This is a genomic window from Lichenicoccus roseus, from assembly GCF_005844085.1.
GTDB classification, from domain to species: Bacteria; Pseudomonadota; Alphaproteobacteria; order Acetobacterales; family Acetobacteraceae; genus Lichenicoccus; species Lichenicoccus roseus.
Genome location: NZ_VCDI01000001.1, coordinates 374,516 through 396,647, shown reverse-complemented (window position 1 = coordinate 396,647; position 22,132 = coordinate 374,516). Strand labels below are relative to the sequence as shown.

General features: G+C 68.9%; 18 protein-coding genes. 10 read left to right on the top strand and 8 right to left on the bottom strand.

The genetic code is table 11. The features are described 5' to 3' along the window. Positions 1–9 precede the first annotated feature (9 nt). From kdpC to FE263_RS01720, 3 genes are read left to right on the top strand one after another with little or no spacing between them, the layout of a single operon-like run. Complete coding sequence (gene kdpC, locus FE263_RS01730; RefSeq protein ID WP_138324218.1) at positions 10–666, top strand: potassium-transporting ATPase subunit KdpC; 657 nt, start codon at positions 10–12, stop codon at positions 664–666. Between the two features lie 27 nt (positions 667–693). Beyond that, positions 694–3,435, top strand: coding sequence for a sensor histidine kinase (locus FE263_RS01725; RefSeq protein ID WP_138324217.1), 2,742 nt, complete (start codon positions 694–696; stop codon positions 3,433–3,435). Next, a complete protein-coding gene (locus tag FE263_RS01720) occupies positions 3,432–4,151 on the top strand; it encodes a response regulator (RefSeq protein ID WP_138324216.1) in 720 nt (239 codons plus the stop codon). Before FE263_RS01725 ends, FE263_RS01720 begins: the two co-directional genes overlap by 4 nt. 6 nt (positions 4,152–4,157) lie before the next feature. Here FE263_RS01720 and FE263_RS01715 read toward each other — a convergent pair whose 3' ends face one another. Continuing rightward, on the bottom strand, positions 4,158–5,027 hold the full coding sequence (locus FE263_RS01715) for an oxidoreductase (RefSeq protein WP_138324215.1): 870 nt from the start codon (positions 5,025–5,027) through the stop codon (positions 4,158–4,160). Between the two features lie 327 nt (positions 5,028–5,354). Between FE263_RS01715 and FE263_RS01710 the strand changes: the two genes are divergently transcribed. Then, entirely contained in the window at positions 5,355–6,395 is a 1,041-nt protein-coding gene (locus tag FE263_RS01710; RefSeq protein ID WP_138324214.1) for a glycosyltransferase family 2 protein, read from the top strand. An 8-nt stretch (positions 6,396–6,403) separates the two neighbouring features. Here FE263_RS01710 and FE263_RS01705 read toward each other — a convergent pair whose 3' ends face one another. The 5 genes from FE263_RS01705 to FE263_RS01685 form a co-directional block, all read right to left on the bottom strand. Further along, a complete protein-coding gene (locus FE263_RS01705; protein WP_138324213.1) occupies positions 6,404–7,762 on the bottom strand; it encodes an ABC transporter ATP-binding protein in 1,359 nt (452 codons plus the stop codon). A gap of 54 nt (positions 7,763–7,816) precedes the next feature. After that, positions 7,817–9,541: an ABC transporter permease gene (locus tag FE263_RS01700; RefSeq protein ID WP_138324212.1), complete on the bottom strand. Its 1,725-nt coding sequence runs from the start codon at positions 9,539–9,541 to the stop codon at positions 7,817–7,819. A 157-nt stretch (positions 9,542–9,698) separates the two neighbouring features. Next, positions 9,699–10,157 carry a dUTP diphosphatase gene (gene dut / locus FE263_RS01695; protein ID WP_138324211.1) on the bottom strand — a complete coding sequence of 153 codons (459 nt, stop codon included), beginning with the start codon at positions 10,155–10,157 and terminating at the stop codon, positions 9,699–9,701. Next, complete coding sequence (gene coaBC, locus FE263_RS01690) at positions 10,154–11,425, bottom strand: bifunctional phosphopantothenoylcysteine decarboxylase/phosphopantothenate--cysteine ligase CoaBC (protein ID WP_138324210.1); 1,272 nt, start codon at positions 11,423–11,425, stop codon at positions 10,154–10,156. Before coaBC ends, dut begins: the two co-directional genes overlap by 4 nt. A gap of 2 nt (positions 11,426–11,427) precedes the next feature. After that, complete coding sequence (locus FE263_RS01685; protein ID WP_138324209.1) at positions 11,428–12,228, bottom strand: class I SAM-dependent methyltransferase; 801 nt, start codon at positions 12,226–12,228, stop codon at positions 11,428–11,430. Between the two features lie 29 nt (positions 12,229–12,257). Between FE263_RS01685 and mutM the strand changes: the two genes are divergently transcribed. From mutM to gyrB, 6 genes are all read left to right on the top strand, one after another. Further along, positions 12,258–13,106: a bifunctional DNA-formamidopyrimidine glycosylase/DNA-(apurinic or apyrimidinic site) lyase gene (mutM, locus tag FE263_RS01680; RefSeq protein ID WP_138324208.1), complete on the top strand. Its 849-nt coding sequence runs from the start codon at positions 12,258–12,260 to the stop codon at positions 13,104–13,106. Between the two features lie 118 nt (positions 13,107–13,224). Continuing rightward, on the top strand, positions 13,225–13,494 hold the full coding sequence (gene rpsT, locus FE263_RS01675; RefSeq protein ID WP_138324207.1) for a 30S ribosomal protein S20: 270 nt from the start codon (positions 13,225–13,227) through the stop codon (positions 13,492–13,494). A gap of 735 nt (positions 13,495–14,229) precedes the next feature. Then, positions 14,230–15,600: a chromosomal replication initiator protein DnaA gene (gene dnaA, locus FE263_RS01670; RefSeq protein ID WP_408886146.1), complete on the top strand. Its 1,371-nt coding sequence runs from the start codon at positions 14,230–14,232 to the stop codon at positions 15,598–15,600. 108 nt (positions 15,601–15,708) lie between these two features. Further along, complete coding sequence (gene dnaN, locus FE263_RS01665) at positions 15,709–16,842, top strand: DNA polymerase III subunit beta (RefSeq protein WP_138324205.1); 1,134 nt, start codon at positions 15,709–15,711, stop codon at positions 16,840–16,842. Positions 16,843–16,893: 51 nt separating this feature from the next. Next, the gene (recF, locus tag FE263_RS01660; protein ID WP_138324204.1) at positions 16,894–18,105 is read left to right on the top strand and encodes a DNA replication/repair protein RecF; all 1,212 of its coding nucleotides are present in this window, start codon (positions 16,894–16,896) and stop codon (positions 18,103–18,105) included. A gap of 148 nt (positions 18,106–18,253) precedes the next feature. Further along, positions 18,254–20,686, top strand: a complete 2,433-nt coding sequence (gyrB, locus tag FE263_RS01655) for a DNA topoisomerase (ATP-hydrolyzing) subunit B (RefSeq protein WP_138324203.1) — start codon at positions 18,254–18,256, stop codon at positions 20,684–20,686. 225 nt (positions 20,687–20,911) lie between these two features. Here the strand turns inward: gyrB and FE263_RS01650 are convergent, their stop codons facing one another. Together FE263_RS01650 and FE263_RS01645 are read right to left on the bottom strand one after the other, a co-directional pair. Next, positions 20,912–21,382 (bottom strand): DUF892 family protein, encoded by a 471-nt coding sequence (locus FE263_RS01650; RefSeq protein WP_171033885.1) that lies wholly within the window; start codon positions 21,380–21,382, stop codon positions 20,912–20,914. A gap of 130 nt (positions 21,383–21,512) precedes the next feature. Next, the gene (locus FE263_RS01645) at positions 21,513–22,082 is read right to left on the bottom strand and encodes a pyridoxamine 5'-phosphate oxidase family protein (protein WP_138324201.1); all 570 of its coding nucleotides are present in this window, start codon (positions 22,080–22,082) and stop codon (positions 21,513–21,515) included. Positions 22,083–22,132 lie beyond the last annotated feature (50 nt).

The following is a 22,132-nucleotide window of genomic DNA, read 5'->3' as shown; positions in this document are numbered from 1 at the left end:
GAGTTCGACATGCTCGAGCATCTGCGTCCGGCCGTTTCCCTGGTGGCGCTGTCCACCGTCGTCCTCGGCCTCGCCTGTCCGCTCGCCTTCGTCGCCGCCGGCCACGTGGCGCCGAACCGCGCGGAAGGCAGCCTGGTGATGCGTGACGGCCATGCGGTCGGCTCCGCGCTGATCGGCCAGAACTTCGCCAGCCCGCGCTACATCCATGGCAGGCCGTCGGCGATCACCGGCACCGACGCCAAGGGTGCGACCATCCCGGCGCCGTACGACGCCAGCACCTCGCTCGCGTCCAACCTGGCGCCGACCTCCAAGGCGCTGCACGACCGCATCGCCACCGATCTCGCCGCCCTCGGCAAGCGCGGCCTCGGGGCAGGGGAAACGGCGGGCGGCGCGGTGCCGGTGGACGCGATCACCGCGTCGGGGTCGGGCCTCGATGCCGACATCTCGCCGGACTACGCGTTGATGCAGGCGCGCCCGGTGGCGTCCGCCCGCGGCATCGCCGAGGCCAGCGTGCGCGACATCATCGCCACCGAGACGCAGCCGCGCACCTTCGGCCTGTTCGGCGAGCCGCATGTCAACGTGCTGCGGGTCAACCTTGCGCTCGACCGGCTGCCGCCCGGCGCGCATCGCGGCACCCCCGGCCAGGTCGCCGGCGTGGTGCGCTGACGCCCCACCGCGGGTTATGCTTGGCCCATGCCTCTCGCAACCGACGACCGGCCTGACCCGGATGCTCTGGCACGGGCTTCGCTGCGCGAAGCCCGTGCACGGCTGAAGATCTTCCTCGGCGCCGCTCCCGGCGTCGGCAAGACCTACGAGATGCTGGTGCAGGCACGGCGCCGGCAGGGCGAGGGGCTGGACGTCGTCGCCGGCTATATCGAGACGCACGGGCGCGTCGAGACGGAGTCGCAGATCGGCACGCTCACCGTGCTGCCCCGCCGGGTCGTGCCGTATCGCGGCCAGACGCTGGAGGAGTTCGACCTCGATGCCGCGCTGGCGCGGCGACCGGCGCTGCTGCTGGTCGACGAACTGGCGCACCGCAATGCGCCCGGCAGCCGGCATGCCCGGCGCTGGGAGGATGTCGCCGAACTGCTCGCCGCCGGCATCCCGGTCTGGACCACGCTCAACATCCAGCACCTGGAAAGCCTCAACGACAGCGTCGCGCGCATCACCGGGGTGCGGGTGAGCGAGACGCTGCCCGACCACGTGCTCGACCTCGCCGACGAGATCGAGCTGGTGGATCTCTCCCCGGGCGACCTGCGCGCAAGGCTCGCGGGCGGCCAGGTCTATCGCCCGGACATGGCGAAGCGCGCGCTCGACGGCTTCTTCCGCGAGGGCAACCTGCAGGCGTTGCGCGAGATCGCGCTGCGTCGCGCCGCCCAGCATGTCGATGCCGGGCTGCTCGACTACATGCGCCTGAACTCCATCAGCGGACCGTGGCCGGCGGGCGAGCGCATCCTCGCCCTGGTCGGTCCGAACGGCGGCAAGGCGGTGGTGCGCCATGCCAAGCGCCTCGCCGACGCCCTGCGCGCGCCGTGGATCGCGCTGCATGTCGAAGGCGCCGGGGTGTCGGGCGAGGAGCAGCAGGCGCTGGTGCTGGCCGCCGAGCTGGGTGCCGAGATCGAGAGCCGGGGCGGCGAGGGGATCGCGCGCGCCGCCCTGGAGCTGAGCCGGTCGCGCAACGTCAGCCAGATCGTCACCGGCCGCTCCCCGGCACCGAAGGCGGCGCTGGCGCGCCTGCTGCACCGCGACCTCGCGACCGCGCTGCTGCGGCTGGCGCCGGACTATACCCTGCATGTGGTGCCGACGGCGCCGGCCCGCCTCCGTCGCCTGCCGGCGCGGGCGCTTGGCTGGCTGCCCTGGGCGGTCTCGACCGGGCTGGCCGGCGCCGTCATCGCGCTCGGCGAGGTGTTCAGCGCCTGGCTGGAGCACGAGGCGCTCGGCATGCTGTTCCTCGCAGCCGTGGTCGGCGCCGCCAGCCTGTACGGCCTGCGCATCGCGCTGTTCACCGCGACGATCTCGTTCCTGTCGTGGAATTTCCTGTTCATCCCGCCGATCTACAAGCTCACTGTCTACGAGCCGCGCGATGCCATCGCGATCGTGGTGTTCGCCGGCGTTGCCTCCATCACCGGCATCCTGGCGAGCCGGCTGCGAGCCGCGGCGCATGCGGCGCAGAGCCGGATCGAGGGGCTGCGCCGGATCGGTGCGTTCAGCAGGGCGTTCGGCATGGCGCGCACCGAGGCCGACCTGAGCGAGGAGATCGTGCGCCAGGGCGCGGTGATCGCCGGGGCTGCGATCTTCCTGTCCACCAGCGCCACGATTTCCCGGACCGAGGGGACGCGCGGCCAGGGCGATGCGCAGGACCTGCTCGACATACGCAGCGCCTATCCGCCGGCCGATACCATGGACGAGGGCAGCTGGGCGGCAGCGAACCGGGCGTTCAGCCGCGGCGAGCCGACCGGGCGCGGCACGACCACCCTGCCGTTCGCGGCCTGGCGGTTCCTGCCGCTGCGCATCGCCCGGCGCGACGATGCGGTGGGCGACGGCGTGGCGGGCGAGGACCGGGTCCGGACGGAGGCGCGCGTGCTCGGGCTGCTGGGAGTGCAGCCGGCGGCGCCGCTCGACCCGCCGACCCTGCAGACGCTGGAGACGCTGGCCGATCAGGCCGCCGTGGCGCTGGAACGCATCATCCTGACCGGCAGCATGGCGCGCGAGGCGGCACGCGACGAGACCCAGAAGCTGCTGGCGGCGCTGCTGAACTCGCTGTCGCACGACCTGCGCACCCCGCTGACCGGCATACGCGGCAGCGCCGAGACGTTGCGCTCGGCCTGGGACAGCCTGTCACCGGCGGTGCGCGCCGACCTGCTGGCATCGATCGAGGAGGATACCGGCCGCATGACGCGGTTTCTCGCAAACATCACCGAGATCACCCGGCTGGAAAGCGGCGCGGTCGCGCCGCGCATGGCCCGCGTGCACCCTTCCGACCTGACGGAGGCGGTGCTGGCCCGACTGCCGCATGATGGCCGCATCACCGTGACGGCGCAGGACCGGCTGCCGATGGTGCTGGCCGATCCGCTGCTGCTCGAGCAGGTGATCTTCAACCTGCTCGACAACGCGCTGAAATATGCACCGGGATCGCCGGTGCAGGTGTCGATCCTGATGCGCGGCCAGGATGTCGCGCTGCAGGTCGACGATGACGGGCCGGGCATCGCGGCGATCGACCTGCCGCACGTGTTCGAAAGCTTCTACAGGTCGAGCACTGCCGCGTCGTCCGGCGACCGTGCCGCCGGCGGCGTCGGCACCGGCCTTGGCCTCGCCATCGCGCGCGGTCTGGTCGAGGTCATGGGGGGCCGCCTGGAGGCGATCAGCCCACGGCCGGGCGCGAGGCCCGGACACCCCGGCACGCGGATGGCGATGACCCTGACGGCAACGCGATGAGCGGGATCGATACCGGGCGGCCGGATGGCAGGCGCCATGTGCTGGTGATCGACGACGAGGCGCAGATCCACCGCTTCCTGCGGCCGGCGCTGGAAGCCGCCGGCTATGCGGTCGCCAGCGCCGCCACCGCCGCCGAGGGTCTGCGCGAGGCGGTGCAGCATCCGCCCGACATGGTGCTGCTCGACCTTGGCCTGCCGGACATGGACGGCAAGCAGGCGCTTGGGCGGCTGCGCGCCTTCTCGCAGGTGCCGGTGATCATCCTGTCGGCACGTGACCGCGAGACCGAGAAGATCGCGGCGCTCGACGGCGGCGCCGACGACTACGTGGAGAAACCGTTCTCGCTCGGCGAGCTGCTGGCCCGCATACGCACCGCCCTGCGCCGGCGGGATGGGCTGGCGCCGCCGCCGGGTGCCGACGGCATGCTGGAAGCCGGTCCCCTCGCGCTCGACATCCCGGCGCACCGGCTGCTGCTCGCGGGGGAACCGGTGACGCTCAGCCCGCGCGAGTTCCAGCTGCTGGCGATGCTGATGCGCCATGCCGGCCGGCTGGTGACGCACCGGCAACTGCTGACCACCGTCTGGGGGCCGGCGCATGCCGACGACGTGCAGTATCTGCGCGTCTATATCGGGCACCTGCGGCAGAAGCTGGGCGCTGCCGCGCGAATGATAACCACCGAGCCCGGTATCGGCTACCGGCTGGTCGCCGAGCCGGGCTGAGCTGCTTCAGCGATCCTGGAACTCGGGATAGTCGGCGCCGAGCGTCGTCTTTTCCCACTTGTCCAGTTCGGCCGACAGGCTCTCGATCTTCTTGCGGGCGAGGCCGAGCGCCGGCTTGCCCAGCACCAGGTGCAGCGGCGGCTCGGCGGCCTCGTAGGCGGTGATGATCGCCTCCGCCGCGCGCACCGGATCGCCCGGCTGGTTGCCGCTGCGCTCCCCGGTCTGCCGGCGACGCTCGCCGGCGGTCTGCTCGTAGTCGCCGATGCGGGTCGCGGACTGCTTGATCGAGCGGCCGGCCCAGTCGGTGCGGAACGGCCCCGGCTCGACGATGGTCACCTTGATGCCGAGCGGCGCCACCTCGATGGCCAGGCTCTCGGACAGGCCTTCCACCGCGAACTTGGTCGCGTGGTAGTAGCCGGTCGCGGCGAACGCGGTGATGCCGCCGATCGAGGAGATGTTGACGATGTGGCCACGACGGCGGGCGCGCATGCCGGGCAGTACCGCCTGGGTCGCCGTGATCAGGCCGAACACGTTGGTCTCGAACATCGCCCGGACCTCCGCATCCTCGCCCTCCTCGATCGCCGCGAGGTAGCCGTAGCCGGCGTTGTTCACCAGCACGTCGATGGCGCCGAAGCGGTCCTCTGCCTGCTGCACGACGCTTCGCACCTGGGCCGGCTGGTCGACATCGAGCGCCAGCGCCAGCGCGCGGTCCTCGTGGCCCTGGACCAGGTCGGCGACCTTGGCGGCGTCACGCGCGGTGACCACGGCGCGCCAGCCACGCGCCAGCACCAGCTTCGCCAGTTCCCGGCCGAAGCCGGTGGAGCATCCGGTGATCAGCCAGACGGGGGTTCCGGTCTCTGGAGCGTCCTGGACCATGCGGCCCTCCTGTGGTTGATACGCGCGCCCCAACGCGACGCCGGGTGACGGGTTCGCGACGAGGCATCGCTCAAGGCGGACAACCTCGAGCGCGCGGGACTACAAAGCCGCGCGATCCACTGTATCGTCGCCTGCCTCCATATTTTTTTAGATTGAACAAAAGTTCACACGCCTGTAGTGGCGTCGTCCGCCGGGTTGGCTACTGTCCGGCATGCCCGCTTTGACTTTTCGGGGATCCTGCATCCTTCCTGGAACGCGGACGATAACTGTTTTATCCGGTCCACGTGGTTAATCGACGGATTCGGAACCGGTGCGGAAGGGATACGGATGACCTCAGTCAGCGTCATCGTCACCAACTACAACTACGGCGCGTTCGTCATCGACGCCGTGGAGAGCGCGTTGTCGCAGACCCGGGCGGCGGCCCAGGTCATCGTGGTGGATGACGGCTCGACCGACGGTTCCGCGGAGCGCCTGCGCTCCCGCTATGGCGGGGACGCCCGCGTCACCCTGCTGACCGGATCGAACCGGGGTCAGCTTGGAGCTTTCCGTCACGCCCTGGACCACGCCACCGGACAGGTCGTGGCTTTCCTCGATGCGGATGATTTCTGGGACCTCGGCTACCTGGAGGCGATGGTCGCGGTCTACGAAGAGCATGCCGGCACCGACTTCGTGTTCAGCGACTGCATCCTGACCGGCAAGGAGCATGGCCGCGAGGCGTATGCCGATCGCGCCGTCGATCTGGGCTATACCGCCCTGAGCGCCTGGATGACCGGCTGGTGGTACGGGGAAGCGACAAGCGCCTTGACGATGCGGCGCGAGTGGGCGGAGCGGGCGTTGAACCTGCCAGCCAACCTGCAGGAGACCTGGAGACTGTCCGCCGATACCTGCCTGGTCTACGGCAGCAGCCTGCAGGGTGCCCACAAGCGCTACCTTCCGACCGGCATGGTGCACTACCGGATCCATGCCACCAACCATTGGTGGCATTCCAGGACCAGCGAGCAGCGGTTCCTGCGGCGCTACCGGGTTCGCAGCCTGGTCAACCACTACGCGCGCGAGATGGCGATCGACGCCAGGACCGAGGACCTGATCAAGCTCGAGTTCCTGAGCAAGGACGACCCCTCGCACGAGGAAGCCAGGCGCTACGCGCTGATGGCGCTGGCAAGCTCCGTCTGGCTGCCCCGCCGGCTGTGGCGCGCCTTCAGCATCGTCCGCCGCGGCGGCTGGTGGGAACGCGGCCCGAAGCGCGCGGCGGAGTCGCGCAAGCTGGGCGCCCCTGGCGTTGCATCGGAGCCGCCAGCGCCGAAGCGCGAACTCCCCCGGCATTTCGAGGAGGCCCGCCTCGCCACCGTCGGCACCGGTCCGGAGTAGGCCGGCGATCAGGCTGGCGTGTCGTCCTCGTCGAGGAAGAACTGGTCGGCTTCCTCGTCGTAGTCGAACAGCTCGGCGTAGCGACCCCAGCCGATGATCGTCTGCAGCGTCTCGCGCGCATAGTCAGGCGACATGTGGTCCTCGAGCTCGTCGCGGAAGCGCTCGGCACGGGCACGATGGTTCCACCGATCGTCCAGCACGGCGCGGATGTCGGCGACCAGCGGGATGTTCACGCGCAGCGTGTCGCGCAGGATCAGCTTGCGCTGGTCGAGATCGGCCAGCACGAAGGCGGTGCCGGCCTCGGTCAGCCGGATGTCGCCTTCCTCCAGCTCGGCAAAGCGCAGCAGCTGCATGGTCTCGCCGAGCGGCAGCAGCTCGTCGAGTTCAAGCTGCAGCGATGTCGCCAGCAGCGGCAGGTCGGCGCGGCCCCGGTATGGCTCGGCCAGGATCGTCTCCATCAGGCCAGCCATCAGGTTTGTCGGCAGCATCGGCAGCGCCTGGAACTTCTTGGCGAGCTGGGCCGCGCTGTCCGGTGCGAGATCGGGCTGGGTCGGCTCCTGCACGCGCTTGGTCATCAGCCCGTAGATGCGGTCGACGAACTGCCGGAAAGCGAAGTCGTGACGGTTGCGCGGATGCGCGAACGGTACCTTGAGTTCGTGCGCGACGCGGCCCGGATTCGACGAGAACACCAGGATGCGGTCGCACATCAGCACCGCCTCCTCGATGTTGTGCGTCACGATCAGCAGCGACTTCACCGGCAGCCGCTTCTCGGCCCACAGCTCGATCAAATCGGTGCGCAGGTTCTCCGCCGTCAGCACATCGAGTGCCGAGAACGGCTCGTCCATCAGCAGCAGGTCGGGATGCACCACCAGCCCGCGTGCCAGGCCGACACGCTGGCGCATGCCGCCGGACAGCTCCTTCGGATAGGCGTTCTCGTAGCCGCCGAGGCCGATCAGCTCGATCGCCTCCTCGGCGAGCCGCTCGCGCTCGGCACGACCGACCCCCTTGGCCTCCAGCCCGAGTTCCACGTTGGCCTGCACCGTCAGCCACGGGAACAGCGCGAAGGACTGGAACACCATCGCGACCCCCGGCGCCGGACCGCGCAGCGGCTTGCCGCGCCACGACACCTCGCCCGAGGTCGGCGCCAGCAGGCCGGACACGATGCGCAGCAGCGTCGACTTGCCCGAGCCGGAACGCCCGAGCAGGCCGACGATCTCGCCGGAATGCAAGGTGAGCTCGACGTTATCCAGCACCACCAGGTCGACGGAGCTGTCCTTGTGGTACGCCTGGCGGCAGTTGCGGATGCGGACCAGCTCTTCGGCGCGTCCGTCGGCCGGGCGAGCCGGGGCGTCCTGCAAGGTGTCCATGCGTCGATCCTCCAGGGGGGGCGATATCAGGCGAAGGCCAGGCGACGCTGCGCCCTAGGCGAAGGTGAGGCGTCTCTGCGCAAAGCTGTAGAGCGGGCGCCAGAGGATGCGGTTGAAGGCGATCACGAACGCCGCCATCATCGTAATTCCGAGCGCCACGCGTGCGGTCGCCCCGGCCGCGGTGGCCTGGGCGATATAGCTGCCGAGGCCCTGGGCGGTGAGCGTGGTGCTGCCCCAGGAGGCGACCTCGGACAGGATCGAGGCATTCCAGGCGCCTCCCGATGCGGTCAGGCCGCCGGTCACGTAGTACGGGAAGATGCCGGGCAAGATCACCCGTACCCACCAGCGCCAGCCGCCGAGACGGAAATTGTCCGCGACCTCCAGGAGGTCGGCGGGAAACGCCGCGGCACCGGCGATGACGTTGAACAGGATGTACCACTGCGTGCCGAGGATCATCAGCGGCGTCAGCCAGACATTCACGTTCAGCGAGTAGTGCACGATCACGACGACGAAGATCGGAAAGAACAGGTTCGCCGGGAACGCCGCCAGGAACTGCGCCACCGGCTGCGCCCGGCGTGCCCAGGCCGGACGCAGGCCAAGCCAGACGCCGACCGGAACCCAGACCATCGATGCCAGAGTGATCATCACCACCACGCGTATCATGGTGTAGCAGCCCAGCAGCGCGACATGGCCGACCTCGCGCAGCGACAAGCTACCGGCCGCATAGAGAACGACCTGCCAGAGCGCCAGGCCCACCACGGCGACCAGGATCCCGATCCAGACCCCGTCCATGATACGTGGCGGCAGCACCGGGCGGCGCGGCGCGTCCGGCCTTCGCCCGATCTGCAGGCCACCGATGCGGGTCAGGAAGTCGCCGAAGGTGCGGCTGGTCTGGTTGAGCAGATGCGTGCGCCGCAGCAGCGACAGCATCCAGGGATCCTTGGCTACGGCACCTTGCGTGGTCTCGAAGCGGAAGCGCGCCGACCACGCCACCAGCGGGCGAAACAGCAGCTGGTCGTACAGCAGGATCACCACCAGCATGGTCAGGATCGCATACAGCACCGCGACGATGTCGCGATGCGCCACCGCGACGCCGACATAGGAGCCGATGCCCGGCAGCACGACATTGGTGGAGCCGACGGAGACGGTCTCCGAGGCGACCACCATGAACCAGCCGCCCGACATCGACATCATGGTGTTCCAGACCAGGCCGGGCATCGCGAACGGCACCTCCAGGCGCCAGAACTTCTGCCACGAGGACAATCCGAAGGAGCGGGTGACCTCCTCGAGGTCGGTCGGCACCGTCTTCAGCGACTGGTACATGCTGAACGCCATGTTCCAGGCCTGGCTGGTGAAGATCACGAAGATCGCGGCAAGCTCCGCGCCCAGCACGCGGCCGGGGAACAGGTTCATGAAGAAGGTGACCGTGAAGGTCAGGAACCCCAGGATCGGGATCGACTGCAGGATGTCCAGCACCGGCACCAGGATGACGCCGGCCCGCCGCGATTTCGCCGCCCATACCGGATAGGTGAAGGTGAACAGCAGCGAGAACACCAGGGCCGCGAACATGCGCAGCGTGGTGCGCATCGCGTAGCCGGGCAGGTAGCTCGGGTCGAGATGAATGGTGGTCGCGTTGGGCGCGGTCAGCGGCCCGAACGTGTGCCGTGCGATGGTGCCGACCGCGACAGCCAGGCCGAGCATGCAGACGATGGCGGCGATGTCGAACAGGTTGGGCGCCGTGCGCGCCGCGATATTGACCGGGAGGCGGTCCTTCAGCATGGGGGCATCCCGTCTCGACCTCTACGCTAACGCAATGACGATGCTCACAAATGTGCAACATTCCGCGGACGGGCCGACGGCGTTGCTGCTTTAGCCCAGGCGGCCTTGCGCCGCCAGCCTGTTCCGGCGGCGCAGAAGTGGCGGTTTGGCGCCCCGATCAGTGCCTGCCGGTGCTGCCGAAGCCGCCTGAGGCGCGGGCCGTTTCGTCCAGCGTGGCCGTCTCGTCCCACTCGGCGCGCAATACAGGCGACAGTATGGCCTGGGCGATGCGCATGCCGCGCTCGACCACGAAGGCTTCGCTGCCGGCATTGAGCACGATGACGCCGATCTCGCCGCGATAATCCTCGTCGATGGTGCCGGGACTGTTCGGCAGCACGATGCCGTGGCGCAGGGCGAGCCCGGAGCGCGGCCGGATCTGCAGCTCGTGGCCGGGCGGCAGGGCGACGGCGAGGCCGGTCGGGATCAGCGCACGGCCGCCGGGCTCGATGGTGACCGGCGCATCGACGGCCGCGAGCAGGTCCATCCCGGCGGCCCCGGAGGTCGCGTAGGCGGGCAGCGGCAGGTCGGCGCCGTGCGGCAGGCGCCGGACCGCGATGCGTGCGATGGGGGCGGTCATGGCTTCGGCTCCGTGCGCTGGTGATGCTCGATCTCGGTGGCGATCCGCAGCGCCAGGCGTTCCGCCACCGCCTTCTTGGGCAGGAGTGGCCATGCCTCGATATCCGCACCGGTGATCAGGTGGATCTCGTTCTCGTCGCCACCCATGATGCCGGTCGCTTCCGAGACGTCGTTGGCGAGTATCCAGTCGCAGCCCTTGCGCTGCCGCTTGGCGATCGCCTCGGCCACCACGTCGGTGGTCTCGGCGGCGAAGCCCACCACCAGCCGTGGCCGGCGCGGGCCGGGTTGCGACAGCAGGGCCAGTATATCCGGGTTGGCGACCAGCTTCAGGGTCGGCGGCGGCTCGCCCGGTCGCTTCTTCAACTTGGATGCCGCCACGCTCTCCACGCGCCAGTCGCCGACGGCGGCGGCCAGGACCGCGATGTCGGCAGGGAGCGCCGCCTCGCAGGCTGCCCGCATGGCCTCCGCGGTGTCGACCATGATCCGCTGGCAGCCTGCCGGTGCGGGCAGCGCCACCGGTCCACTGACGAGGGTGACGCGTGCGCCGAGGGCTGCCAGCGCGCCGGCGATGGCGTAGCCCTGCTTGCCGCTCGAGACGTTGGCGATGTAGCGCACCGCATCGATCGGCTCGTGCGTCGGCCCGGCGGTGACCAAGGCGTGCCGGCCGGCGAGCAGGCCGGGATGCGCTTCATCGGGCGGCGACAGCAGGCCGGCGATGGCGGCCAGGATCGCCGGCGGTTCGGCGAGGCGGCCGTAGCCGAACTCGTTGCAGGCCATCACCCCTTCCTCCGGCCCCACCACATGGATGCCGCGCGAGCGCAGCAGGGAGAGGTTGGCGCGGGTCGCGGGGTGGTCCCACATGCGCACGTTCATCGCCGGTGCCACCAGCACCGGCGCATCGGTGGCGAGCAGCAGGGTGGTGGCGAGGTCGTGCGACAGCCCGGCTGCCATCGCCGCGAGGATGTTGGCGGAGGCCGGACACACCACGATCAGGTCGGCGGAGCGCGACAGGGCGATATGGCCCATCTCGCTCTCCTCGGTCAGCGAGAACAGCCCGGCATGCACCGGCTTGCCGGTCAGCGCCTGCAGGCTGAGCGCGGTCACGAACTCCGCGCCGCCCGCCGTCAGGATGCAGGAGACCGCACAGTCACGCGCAGCCAGCAGGCGGATCAGCTCGAGCGACTTGTAGGCCGCGATACCGCCGCTGACGACGAGCAGCACCCGCCTGCCGGCGAGGTCGGCCGGGCTGCAGCCGGTCGCGGCATCCATGCTCAGAGGCGCCAGCCGGAATGGATCGCGGCGATCCCGCCGGAGAGGTTGCGCACGCCGACGCGCGCGAAGCCGGCGTCGCGCAGCATGCCGGCGAGCCGTTCCTGGTCGGGAAAGGTGCGTATGCTCTCGGCAAGATACTGGTAGCTGGCGGCATCGCCGGCGATCATGCTGCCCAGCCGCGGCAGCACCCTGAACGACCAGGCGTCGTAGAGCGGGGTGAGGGCGGCGACCTGCACGCGGGAGAACTCCAGGCACAGGAACCGGCCGCCCGGGCGCAATACGCGACGGGCCTCGGCCAGCACCGCGTCCTTGTCGGTGCAGTTGCGCAGCCCGAAGGCGATCGACACCCGGTCGACGCTGCGGTCCGGCACCGGGAGGCGCTCGGCATCGGCCACCACGAAGCCGAGCTTCGCAACCATCGCGTTGCCGAGCGCGCGCTCGCGGCCGACGCCGAGCATGCTCTCGTTGATGTCGGACAGGATGGCAGGACCGCCGCCGCCGCGCAGCCAGCCGAAGCTGATATCGCCGGTGCCGCCGGCGAGGTCGAGCAGCGAGAGGTGCGGGCGCGGGCCGAGGGCGGAGACGAAGATGCGCTTCCAGGCACGGTGGATGCCGAGCGACATCAGGTCGTTCATCAGGTCGTATTTCGGCGCCACGCTGTCGAAGACCGCGCGCACCATCGGCTTCTTGGCCTCTCGCGGCACGCTGCGGTAACCGAAGTCGGCGCTCGCGCCGGGCCGGTAGCCGGATCCGGCGGTCTGCTGGGGGGTGGAGGGCCGGCTGTCGATGTTGTCGCTCATGGCGGGCAGGTATAGCGTGCCGACCCTGCATGCCGGAACTGCCTGAAGTCGAGACCGTGATGCGCGGCATGCGCGCGCATCTTGAGGGTCATACGATCGTGCACGCCGAGATGCGCCGCGCGGATCTGCGCTGGGCCATGCCGCCCAATCTCGCCGAGCGCCTGCGCGGCGCGCGGGTGGAGGGCTTCCGGCGGCGCGGCAAGTACATCCTGATGCGACTGGCGGGCGGGGTGAGCATGCTGCTGCATCTCGGCATGTCCGGCCGCGTCAACCTCACCCGCCTCGATCCGTCCGTGCCGGTCGGGGTCACCCTGCACGAGCATCTGGTGATCGAGAGCGAGGAGGGCTGCCGCTTCGGCCTGGTGGACCCGCGACGTTTCGGTTTCGTCGATCTGGTGCCCACCGATGCCGAGGAGAGCCACCGGTTGCTCGCGCCGCTCGGTCCGGAACCCCTGGAGGCCGGCTTCGATGCTGGCGTGCTGGCCAGCGGACTGCACGGTCGTCGCACCTCGATCAAGGCGTCCCTGCTCGACCAGGGCGTGGTGGCGGGCCTCGGCAATATCTATGTGTGCGAAGCGCTGTATCGCGCCCGGCTGTCGCCACGGCGCGAGAGTGGCAGCCTCTCCCGGGCCGCGATCCGGCGGCTGGTCGAGGCGATCCGGGCAGTGCTTGGCGAGGCGATCGCGGCCGGTGGTTCCAGCCTGCGTGATTATGTCCAGCCGGATGGCGAACTCGGCTACTTCCAGCATGCCTGGCGGGTCTACGGCCGCGAGGGCGAGCCCTGTCCGGAGTGTCCGGGGAAACCCATCTGCCACGGCATCGGCCGCATCGTGCAGTCCGGGCGCAGCAGCTTCTTCTGCGCGCGCCTGCAGCGCTAGGCCGGTCGCCTTGACTCCTCCGCCCACGGTGATCTAGAACCCGCTCCCTTGTCGGGTCCGGCTGCGTCCTTGCGACCGCGCCCTTTATGCATGTCGAAGACTGGTTGAACAGAGGCCCATGGCGAACACCGCATCGGCGCGCAAGCGCATCCGGCAGACCGAAGTCCGCACCGCGCGCAATGTCGCGCGCCGCTCGCGTGTCCGCACCTTCGTGAAGAAGGTCGAGACGGCGATCGCGGCCGGGGACAAGGAACTGGCGGTGAGCGCCCTGCGCGCGGCGCAGCCGGAAATGCAGCGCGCGGTCGGCAAGGGTATCGCCCACGCCAACACGGTGTCGCGCAAGATCTCGCGCCTGTCTGCACGCATCAAGGCGATCGCCGGCAAGTGAGCCTGCCGTTGGCCGGTGGACGACGGAGTTCGGTCTCCGGGTAAGCCAGCCCACGTTATTGCATGGTTCCCGTAATACTATAGTGACGGCCCGCTGCAAGGCGGGCCGTTTACTTTTTGCGCCTCGGATCGGCTTGTCGACGCAATCTTGACCCAACGCACAGTTCACGAGACAATTAGTTCCCGTTTTGTCCGGTCCCAATATCCGCCTCGTTACTTGACAGGCGCTCATTTTTGTCTTGTTGCCCGATGGGCTAGATTCCCATTGCGACCCCGGCGGCGGCTGATTTACTGTCCGGCACGGTCGCGACGTTGACCGCAAAATGTAACAGACGAAGTTCCCACATCGGTATTCGCTGAACGCCCTGCATCTGCGGGGGCTGTTTCGACGCCTGCCGCCGGGAGCGATCGTTGCGCCGTCTGGCTGGCCATGACCCATGACCCTTCATCGGGGAGCAGGGGGCTGGCGGGCAGTGGGTGTTGGACCAGCGGCTTGCCGGCCGCTGGAACAGGCGTCCCTGCCGGGCGAGACGGTCACAGTGATGCGGGAGCAGGTTTGGTGAGAGTGGACCAGGGCAATCAGGGGGTCGGAGCAGCCTCCGAGCTCGTCGTTGACGACATCGCCGACAGCCACGGTCACCACAGCGACAGATCCAAGCCGGACGACGGCTCCGGCCTGACCGGGGGCGAGAGCGGACATCCATTCGAGCGGCATTGGGGACGCATCCGTGCGCGCATGCAGGTCGAGGTGGGCGAGGTCGAGTACCGCACCTGGCTGCGCCAGATCCGGCTCGGCGAGGTCGAGGCAGACGAGATCACCCTGCTGTTGCCGACGCGCTTCCTGCGTGACTGGGTTCGAAGCCAGTATGGCGACCGTCTGAGCACGCTCTGGCATGCCGAGGTCCCGCACATCCGCCGGGTGGAACTGCAGCTGGCGGCCGAGGAGGCGCGCGAGCGTCCGGCCGCAGCGGATCATGCGGTGCCGGCGGGCAGCGCGCCCGTTGTCGTGGTGGCATCCGCCGGTGGCGTCAAGCCAGGCCATGCTGCCCCACCGGCAGAGCCCGGCATCGCACGGGGCGAACTCGCCGCGCCACTCGATCCGCGCTTCAGTTTCGACAGCTTCGTGGTTGGCAAGCCGAACGAGTTCGCGCATGCCTGCGCCAGGAGGGTTGCCGAGCGGCCGTCGAGCCCGGGCTTCAATCCGCTGTTCCTGTATGGCGGCGTGGGTCTCGGCAAGACGCATCTGATGCATGCGATCGGTCTCGAGCTGGCGCGCGGCGAGCGCACCACCACGGTTGCATACATGTCGGCCGAGAAATTCATGTACCGCTTCATCGCGGCGATCCGCTCGCAATCGACGATGGAGTTCAAGGAGCAGCTGCGTTCCGTTGACGTGCTGATGATCGACGACCTGCAGTTCCTGATCGGCAAGGACAACACGCAGGAGGAATTCTTCCACACCTTCAATGCGCTGGTGGATGCCGGCAAGCAGATCGTGGTGAGCGCCGACAAGTCGCCGTCGGACCTGTCCGGCCTCGAGGATCGCCTGCGCACCCGCCTGGGCTGCGGCATGGTGGCCGATCTGCATGCCACCACGTTCGAGCTTCGCATCTCCATCCTCGAGGCCAAGGCCGCCGCCTCCGGAGTGGCGGTGCCGCCCAAGGTGCTGGAGTTCCTGGCGCACAAGATCACCACCAACGTGCGCGAGCTCGAGGGCGCGCTGAACCGGCTGATCGCGCATGCCAACCTGTTCGGCCGCCCGGTCACGCTGGAGGCGACCCAGGAGGTCCTGCACGACATCCTCAAGGCGCACGACCGGCGTGTCACCATCGAGGAGATCCAGCGCAAGGTCGCCGAGCACTGGAATATCCGCCTGACCGACATGTCGTCCGCCCGGCGCGCCCGTGCGGTCGCGCGGCCGCGGCAGGTGGCGATGTTCCTCGCCAAGCAGCTGACCAGCCGCTCGCTGCCCGAGATCGGCCGCAAGTTCGGCAACCGCGACCACACCACGGTGATGCATGCGGTCAGCCGCGTCGCCGAGCTGATGGAGCGCGACACCGCCTTCGCCGAGGACGTGGAACTGCTCCGCCGCATGCTGGAAAGCTGATTTTCCGCGCAGCGCATCCCCGGACGGGCTCACCCATTTGCGAGCCTCGACGCTGCTGCTAGGCTATCGCCCCGGATCGGTATTCCGGCGCATGAGGACCCGACTGAGATGAAGCTGAAGGCCGATCGCGCGACGCTGCTGAAGGCGCTCGCCCACATCCAGAGCGTGGCCGAGAAGCGCAACACGATCCCCATCCTGGCCAACGTGCTGATCGTGGTGAAGGAGGGGCGGCTCAGCCTGACCGCTACCGACATGGAGATCGCCGTCGTCGAGCAGATCGCGTCCGGCGCGGTGCGTGACGGCGCGACCACGGCGCCGGCGGCGGTCCTCTACGAGATCGTCCGCAAGCTGCCGGATGGTGCCGAGGTGGAGCTGGACCATTCCGGTGGCGACGCGCCGCTGGCGTTGCGGGCCGGGCGTTATGCGACCAGCCTGAACGTGCTCGCCGTCGATGATTTTCCCTCCATGACCACCGGCAGCCTGCCGCATTCCTTCCGCATCCCGGCGCCGGTGCTGCGTGGACTGATCGACCGCACCCGGTTTGCGATCTCCACGGAGGAGACCCGCTACTATCTGAACGGCATCTACCTGCATGTCGCCGAGGCGGCCGCCGGCGAGGCGGGGCCGATGCTGCGCGCGGTGGCGACCGACGGGCATCGCCTGGCGCGCGTGCAGACCGAGTTGCCCCCGGGGGCGGCCGGGATGCCGGGTGTGATCGTGCCGCGCAAGACCATCAACGAATTGCGCAAGCTGCTCGACGAGGCGGCGGACGATGTCGAGGTGGCGCTGTCGGAAACCCGCATCCAGTTCACCGTCGGTTCGGTGATGCTAACCAGCAAGCTGATCGACGGCACGTTCCCGGAATACGAGCGCGTCATTCCGCGCGACAACGACAAGATCCTGCGTGTCGGCAAGAAGGATTTCTCCGATGCGGTGGCGCGCGTGGCCGCGATCAGCCAGGAGCGTTCGCGTCCGGTCAAGCTGTCGATCGACCGCAACCTGCTGATCCTGTCGGCTGCAAGCCCGGACCAGGGCACCGCCAAGGAGGAACTCGACGAGGGCCGCGTCAGCTACGATTCCACGCCACTCGAGATCGGCTTCCAGGCGCGCTACCTGAACGACATCACCGACCAGATCGAGAAGGATGTCGAGTTCGCTTTCTCGGACAGCGCGGCGCCGACGGTGGTGCGCGACGTGGACAGCCCGTCGGCGTTGTATGTGCTCATGCCGATGCGCGTCTGAGGCGACGCTACCGAAGTCCGGCCGTCCTGCAATCATCCTGACGGCGGCAGCATGCTCAGCCTGTCGCGGCTGACGCTCACCGACTACCGGAACTACCAGCAGCTGGTCTGGCGTCCCGATCAGGCCGGCACCGACGGGCGCGTCAGCGTGCTGACCGGCGCCAACGGCAGCGGCAAGACCAACCTGCTGGAGGCTCTGTCGATGCTGGTGCCGGGGCGGGGGCTGCGCGGCGCCCGGCTCGCCGACGTGCAGCGTCTGGGGGCTGCGGGCTGGGCGGTGGCGGCTCGTCTGGCGCAGGATGGCGAGGCGTTCGAGATCGGCACCGGCCTGACCACCGAAGCCGGCGTGGCGGGTGGTGCAACCGTTGGTGCGTCTTCGGGAGGGCGGCGGGTGTTCCGGCTGGATGGCGAGCCGGCGCGCAACCGGGCCGCGGTCGCCGAGCGTCTGTGCGCGGTCTGGCTGACGCCGCAGATGGACCGGCTGTTCATCGAGGGACCTTCCGGGCGGCGGCGTTTCCTGGACCGGCTGGTGCTGGCGCTGGAGCCGGAGCACGCGCGCGAAGTGGCGGCACACGACGAGGCCATGCAGGGCCGCAACCGGCTGCTGCAGAACCCGCGCACCGATCCGGCCTGGCTGGCCGCGCAGGAGAGTTCGATGGCCCGCCACGCGGTGGCGGTCTGCGCTGCCCGGCGTAGCCTGGTGGGCCGGCTGAACGGCGCTCCGCAGGACGCACCGGAGACCGGCTTTCCCGCCGCCACCCTCGAGCTGGCCTGCGAGATCACCACCCAGCTGATGGCCCATCCGGCGCTGGTGGTGGAGGACTGGCTGCGCGACCAGCTCGGGCGCCGCCGCGCATCCGATGCTGCGGCCGGGGGCGCGTCCCTGGGTGGCCATCGTGCCGACCTGCTGCTGAGCGACCGTGCCACCGCCAGGCCGGCCTCCCTGGGCAGCACCGGCCAGCAGAAGGCGCTGCTGATCGGCATCCTGCTGGCGCATGCGGCGCTGATCGCCGAGGTGCGCGGCGAGGCGCCGCTGCTGCTGCTCGACGAGCCGCTGGTGCATCTGGACACCACCCGGCGGGAGGCGCTGTTCGCGGCGCTGCTGCGGCTGCCGGCGCCAGCGCTGCTGACCGGCACCGATCCGGAGCCGTTCGCGCCACTGCGCGGGCAGGCCGGATTCTGGCGTGCCGGGGAGGGGAAACTGCGCCCCGACTCGGCTTTCGGCAGCGAGTATCCTGGCCCGCCCGCTGCAGAGCGCGTATAGTCTATAGACTCAAAAACCCAGACTTACGGAGCGACCAGCCGGCATGTCCGATTCCGCCGAACCCACGGGCTCGTCTGCTCGACAGGATCCCAGGCAGCATCCTGCGGGGCAAGACAGCGGGCCGACCACCGGGACGGCCGCGGAAACCATGCCGGAAGGAGCTGCCGGTGCCGAGGGCATCTACGACGCCGCATCGATCTCGGTCCTGAAGGGACTGGACGCGGTGCGCAAGCGTCCGGGCATGTATATCGGCGATACCGATGACGGGTCCGGCCTGCACCACATGGCGTTCGAGATCATCGACAACGCGGTGGACGAGGCGCAGGCCGGCTACGCGACCAGCTGCTCGCTGGTGCTCAACGGCGACGGATCGGTGACGGTGCGTGACAACGGGCGCGGCATTCCCACCGACATGCATGTCGAGGAGGGCATCAGCGCCGCCGAGGTGGTGCTGACGCGCCTGCACGCCGGCGGCAAGTTCAACCAGAACTCTTACAAGGTCTCGGGCGGGTTGCACGGCGTCGGAGCGGCCGTGGTCAACGCGCTGTCCGAGTGGATGCGTGTGCGCATCTGGCGCGAGGGCCAGGAGCACCAGATCAGCTTCAAGCATGGGGAGGCGGATGCGCCGCTGCGGGTGGTCGGGCCGAGCCCGGAGGCGCGCGGCACCGAAGTGAGCTTCAAGCCCAGCTCCGCAACCTTCGGGCGCACCGACTTCGAGTTTCCGATCCTCGAGCGCCGCCTGCGCGAGCTTGCCTTCCTGAACTCCGGCATGGAAATCATCCTGCGCGACGAGCGCCATGCACCGGCTCAGGAGCAGCGTTTCTGCTACGAGGGCGGCCTGATCGCATTCGTCGAATGGCTGGATCGCGGCAAGATCCCGGTGATGGCGCCGCCGATCACGGCGCTCGGACAGGATCCCGCGCAGGGCATCAAGGTCGAGTTCGCACTGTCGTGGAACGACAGCTTCCACGAGACCATGCTCTGCTTCACCAACAACATCCCGCAGCGCGACGGCGGCTCGCATCTGGCCGGCTTCCGCCAGGCGCTGACACGCGTGGTCGGCAAGTATGCCGAGGGAATGGGCAAGAAGGAGGCGCTTGCGCTGTCCGGCGAGGACATGCGCGAGGGCCTGACCGCGGTGCTGTCGGTGAAGGTGCCGGATCCCAAGTTCTCCTCGCAGACCAAGGATAAGCTGGTCAGCTCGGAAGTGCAGCCGGTGGTGCAGGCGGCGGCGGCGGACGCCATCGCGCACTGGTTCGAGACGCATCCCAAGGAGGCGCGCTCGATCATCGGCAAGGTGATCGATGCGGCGTCCGCGCGCGAGGCGGCCCGCAAGGCGCGTGAGCTGACCCGCCGCAAGGGCGTGCTCGACATCTCCACGCTGCCCGGCAAGCTTGCCGACTGCCAGGAACGCGATGCGTCGAAGGCGGAGATCTTCCTGGTCGAGGGTGACAGCGCCGGCGGCACCGCCAAGCAGGGTCGTGACCGCAAGTTCCAGGCGATCCTGCCGCTGAAGGGCAAGATCCTGAATGTCGAGCGTGCGCGCTTCGACCGCATGCTGGGTTCGGCCGAAATCGGCACGCTGATCACCGCACTCGGCACCGGCATCGGCCATGCCGAGCCGGAGCAGGGCGGGTTCGCGATCAACAAGCTGCGCTACCACCGCATCGTCATCATGACGGACGCCGACGTGGACGGCTCGCATATTCGCACGCTGCTGCTGACCTTCTTCTTCCGGCAGATGCCGGAGCTGATCGATCGCGGGCATCTCTATATCGCGCAGCCGCCGCTGTACCGCGCCAAGCGCGGCAACGAGGAGCGCTACCTCAAGGACGACGCGGCACTCGAGCAATACCTGCTCGACAAGGCGCTGTCGCATGCAAGGCTGACCTATGCCGACGGGCGGGTGCTGGAAGGCGAAGAGCTCGGCGTCGAGATGGGCTGGCTGCGCGAGGCGACGCGGGCGCTGCGCCGGCTGGCGGTAGCGGCGCCGACTTGGCTGCTGGAACAGGCGGCGATTGCCGGCGCGCTGACGCCCGACATGAACCGCGGACAGCTCAACTCGCAGGCGCTGGTGGCGCGGCTGAACGGGGCGTCGCTGCCGAACGAGCGCAGCTGGAAGGTTCTGGTCGACGAGAACGGCCTGACCATGGCGCGCGAGGTGCGAGGTGTCGGCGAGCGCTATCACGTCGATGCGGCAGCGCTGCGTTCAGCCGACGTGTTGTGGCTGGCCGAGCGGGCAGAGCTGCTGGGGCGTGACTTCTCCGGCGAGCATGCTGCGACGCTCGCGCTGGACAGCAACGAGGCGCCGCTGGCCGGTCCGTCGAGCGCGTACGATCGCATCCTGGCGCAGGGCCGCAAGGGCTTGGCGATCCAGCGCTTCAAGGGGCTCGGCGAGATGAATGCCGAGCAACTCTGGCGCACTACGCTGGATCCGTCGGTCCGGACCCTGCTGCAGGTGAAGGTCGGCGATATCGAGAATGCCGGACAGGTGTTCTCGACGCTGATGGGCGATGTCGTCGAGCCACGCCGCGATTTCATAGTGGGCAATGCACTGAAGGTAGCGAACCTGGACGTCTAGCGGGTTCGTGTCTGCAACTCGGCGGGAATTGCCGGCGGCTGCTTCAGGCAATCCCGGCTCGCGCACACCGGACGCACCGCTGCACGATCGCAACTGGGTACGTCACGATCTTGGATTGCCGGGCAGGATGCACCGTTCCCGCCGCGAAAGGACCAATCCCTCTAAGGAAGATCCCCTCGCGGCGGTACTTGCTTCAACCTCGGCCGCGCATCGTCCGCGGAAGCTTCAGCCCTTCGTCGCCGACCGCTCCAGGTAGGCCTGCACGAAGCCAGCCAGGTGGTCGTGCAACCAGGTACCCATTTCCTCTTCCTCATGCAGCGACATCTCGAGCACCGTCCTGTCCGCGGTGGCGCCGGCCGCGTCGGCCAGGGCAATCAGCACCTTGTAGGAAGCCGCCTCGTACGACTTGAAACCGACGGCTGCGAGCACGTTCTTGAGCACTTCGTCACCTGAAGCAGCGTGGACAAAGCCTGCAACGGTGGCGACAGCGCCGGAAACCGCTTCCTTGGCGATCGACTTGCTGGTGCCCTGTCTCGCCAGCAGGTCATCGAGCCGGGCGGCCTGGATGGTCGAGCGCTGATGTTCCATCTGCATGCGCGCATGCAGTTCCGGATAGGGCTCCATCCGGGGCAGTTCGTTCTGGATGGTGCCGATCGCCTGGGTTTCGACGGCGTGCTGGTTCTTCAGCCCGGTCACGTAGATATCCTTGTAATCCGTAGATCCACTCATGATGCACTCCATTGACGCTACGACTGGAACGTGGCGTTGCACGAAAGATCCTCACGACCGGAGGCTCGACGGTTTTGTGTTCCCGTCTTTAACCGGCTCAGGCAGCAACCCATCCGGCTTGCAGCCGATCCCGATCGATGCGGCCGGCAGCCCGGGTCTGGCGGCCCTCCGCGCCAAGGCGCAGCACATCGATCGTATCGACCGCGATGAACAGCACGCCGAACTGCCGGAACTGGATGTCGGGCGGCAGCAAGCTTCGATCCTCCGGATCTGCAATGGCATCCCCAGGGTTCGCGACGCTGCCATAGGCGGATCGGGCGTTGTCCGACAGATCTTTCCAGCGGCCGCGGGCCACCGTATCGTCGACGTGCAGGGTCGCTACTCCGCCGAGCCGCAACTGCAACCGCTCGGTGGCCGACCAGGCCAGCAGCGCGACACGGTCCGTAGCGGCGATCGCATGTGCCTTGGCGGCACGCACGTCGGTATGCATCTCCGCCTGTGCCGGCGGCCATTCGAAGCCGCGCAGCACCAGCGTCCTGATCTCCGGCGATCCCGATGCCGAAACGGTCGCGAGTTGCACGTTGCGCAGGTCCGAGCCGTGCTCGCGTACAGCCCGGCCGAGGCGGGAAAGCGCGTCTTCGATAAAGTCCGTGGCGGTTTCTCGCATAGCCCCGTAAGGGCCGAGCCGGCCGCAAGGTTGCCTTGCAACGTAGCGGC

What these genes read in the sequence shown, in the direction of transcription:
- FE263_RS01725 (WP_138324217.1), top strand. Translation starts at nt 694, where the DNA reads ATGCCTCTCGCAACCGACGACCGGCCTGACCCGGATGCTCTGGCACGG.
- FE263_RS01710 (WP_138324214.1), top strand. Translation starts at nt 5,355, where the DNA reads ATGACCTCAGTCAGCGTCATCGTCACCAACTACAACTACGGCGCGTTC.
- dut (WP_138324211.1), bottom strand. Translation starts at nt 10,157, where the DNA reads ATGACCGCCCCCATCGCACGCATCGCGGTCCGGCGCCTGCCGCACGGC.
- FE263_RS01720 (WP_138324216.1), top strand. Translation starts at nt 3,432, where the DNA reads ATGAGCGGGATCGATACCGGGCGGCCGGATGGCAGGCGCCATGTGCTG.
- FE263_RS01715 (WP_138324215.1), bottom strand. Translation starts at nt 5,027, where the DNA reads ATGGTCCAGGACGCTCCAGAGACCGGAACCCCCGTCTGGCTGATCACC.
- recF (WP_138324204.1), top strand. Translation starts at nt 16,894, where the DNA reads ATGCTCAGCCTGTCGCGGCTGACGCTCACCGACTACCGGAACTACCAG.
- FE263_RS01700 (WP_138324212.1), bottom strand. Translation starts at nt 9,541, where the DNA reads ATGCTGAAGGACCGCCTCCCGGTCAATATCGCGGCGCGCACGGCGCCC.
- mutM (WP_138324208.1), top strand. Translation starts at nt 12,258, where the DNA reads ATGCCGGAACTGCCTGAAGTCGAGACCGTGATGCGCGGCATGCGCGCG.
- FE263_RS01705 (WP_138324213.1), bottom strand. Translation starts at nt 7,762, where the DNA reads ATGGACACCTTGCAGGACGCCCCGGCTCGCCCGGCCGACGGACGCGCC.
- kdpC (WP_138324218.1), top strand. Translation starts at nt 10, where the DNA reads ATGCTCGAGCATCTGCGTCCGGCCGTTTCCCTGGTGGCGCTGTCCACC.
- coaBC (WP_138324210.1), bottom strand. Translation starts at nt 11,425, where the DNA reads ATGGATGCCGCGACCGGCTGCAGCCCGGCCGACCTCGCCGGCAGGCGG.
- gyrB (WP_138324203.1), top strand. Translation starts at nt 18,254, where the DNA reads ATGCCGGAAGGAGCTGCCGGTGCCGAGGGCATCTACGACGCCGCATCG.
- dnaN (WP_138324205.1), top strand. Translation starts at nt 15,709, where the DNA reads ATGAAGCTGAAGGCCGATCGCGCGACGCTGCTGAAGGCGCTCGCCCAC.
- FE263_RS01685 (WP_138324209.1), bottom strand. Translation starts at nt 12,228, where the DNA reads ATGAGCGACAACATCGACAGCCGGCCCTCCACCCCCCAGCAGACCGCC.
- dnaA (WP_408886146.1), top strand. Translation starts at nt 14,230, where the DNA reads ATGCAGGTCGAGGTGGGCGAGGTCGAGTACCGCACCTGGCTGCGCCAG.
- FE263_RS01645 (WP_138324201.1), bottom strand. Translation starts at nt 22,082, where the DNA reads ATGCGAGAAACCGCCACGGACTTTATCGAAGACGCGCTTTCCCGCCTC.
- rpsT (WP_138324207.1), top strand. Translation starts at nt 13,225, where the DNA reads ATGGCGAACACCGCATCGGCGCGCAAGCGCATCCGGCAGACCGAAGTC.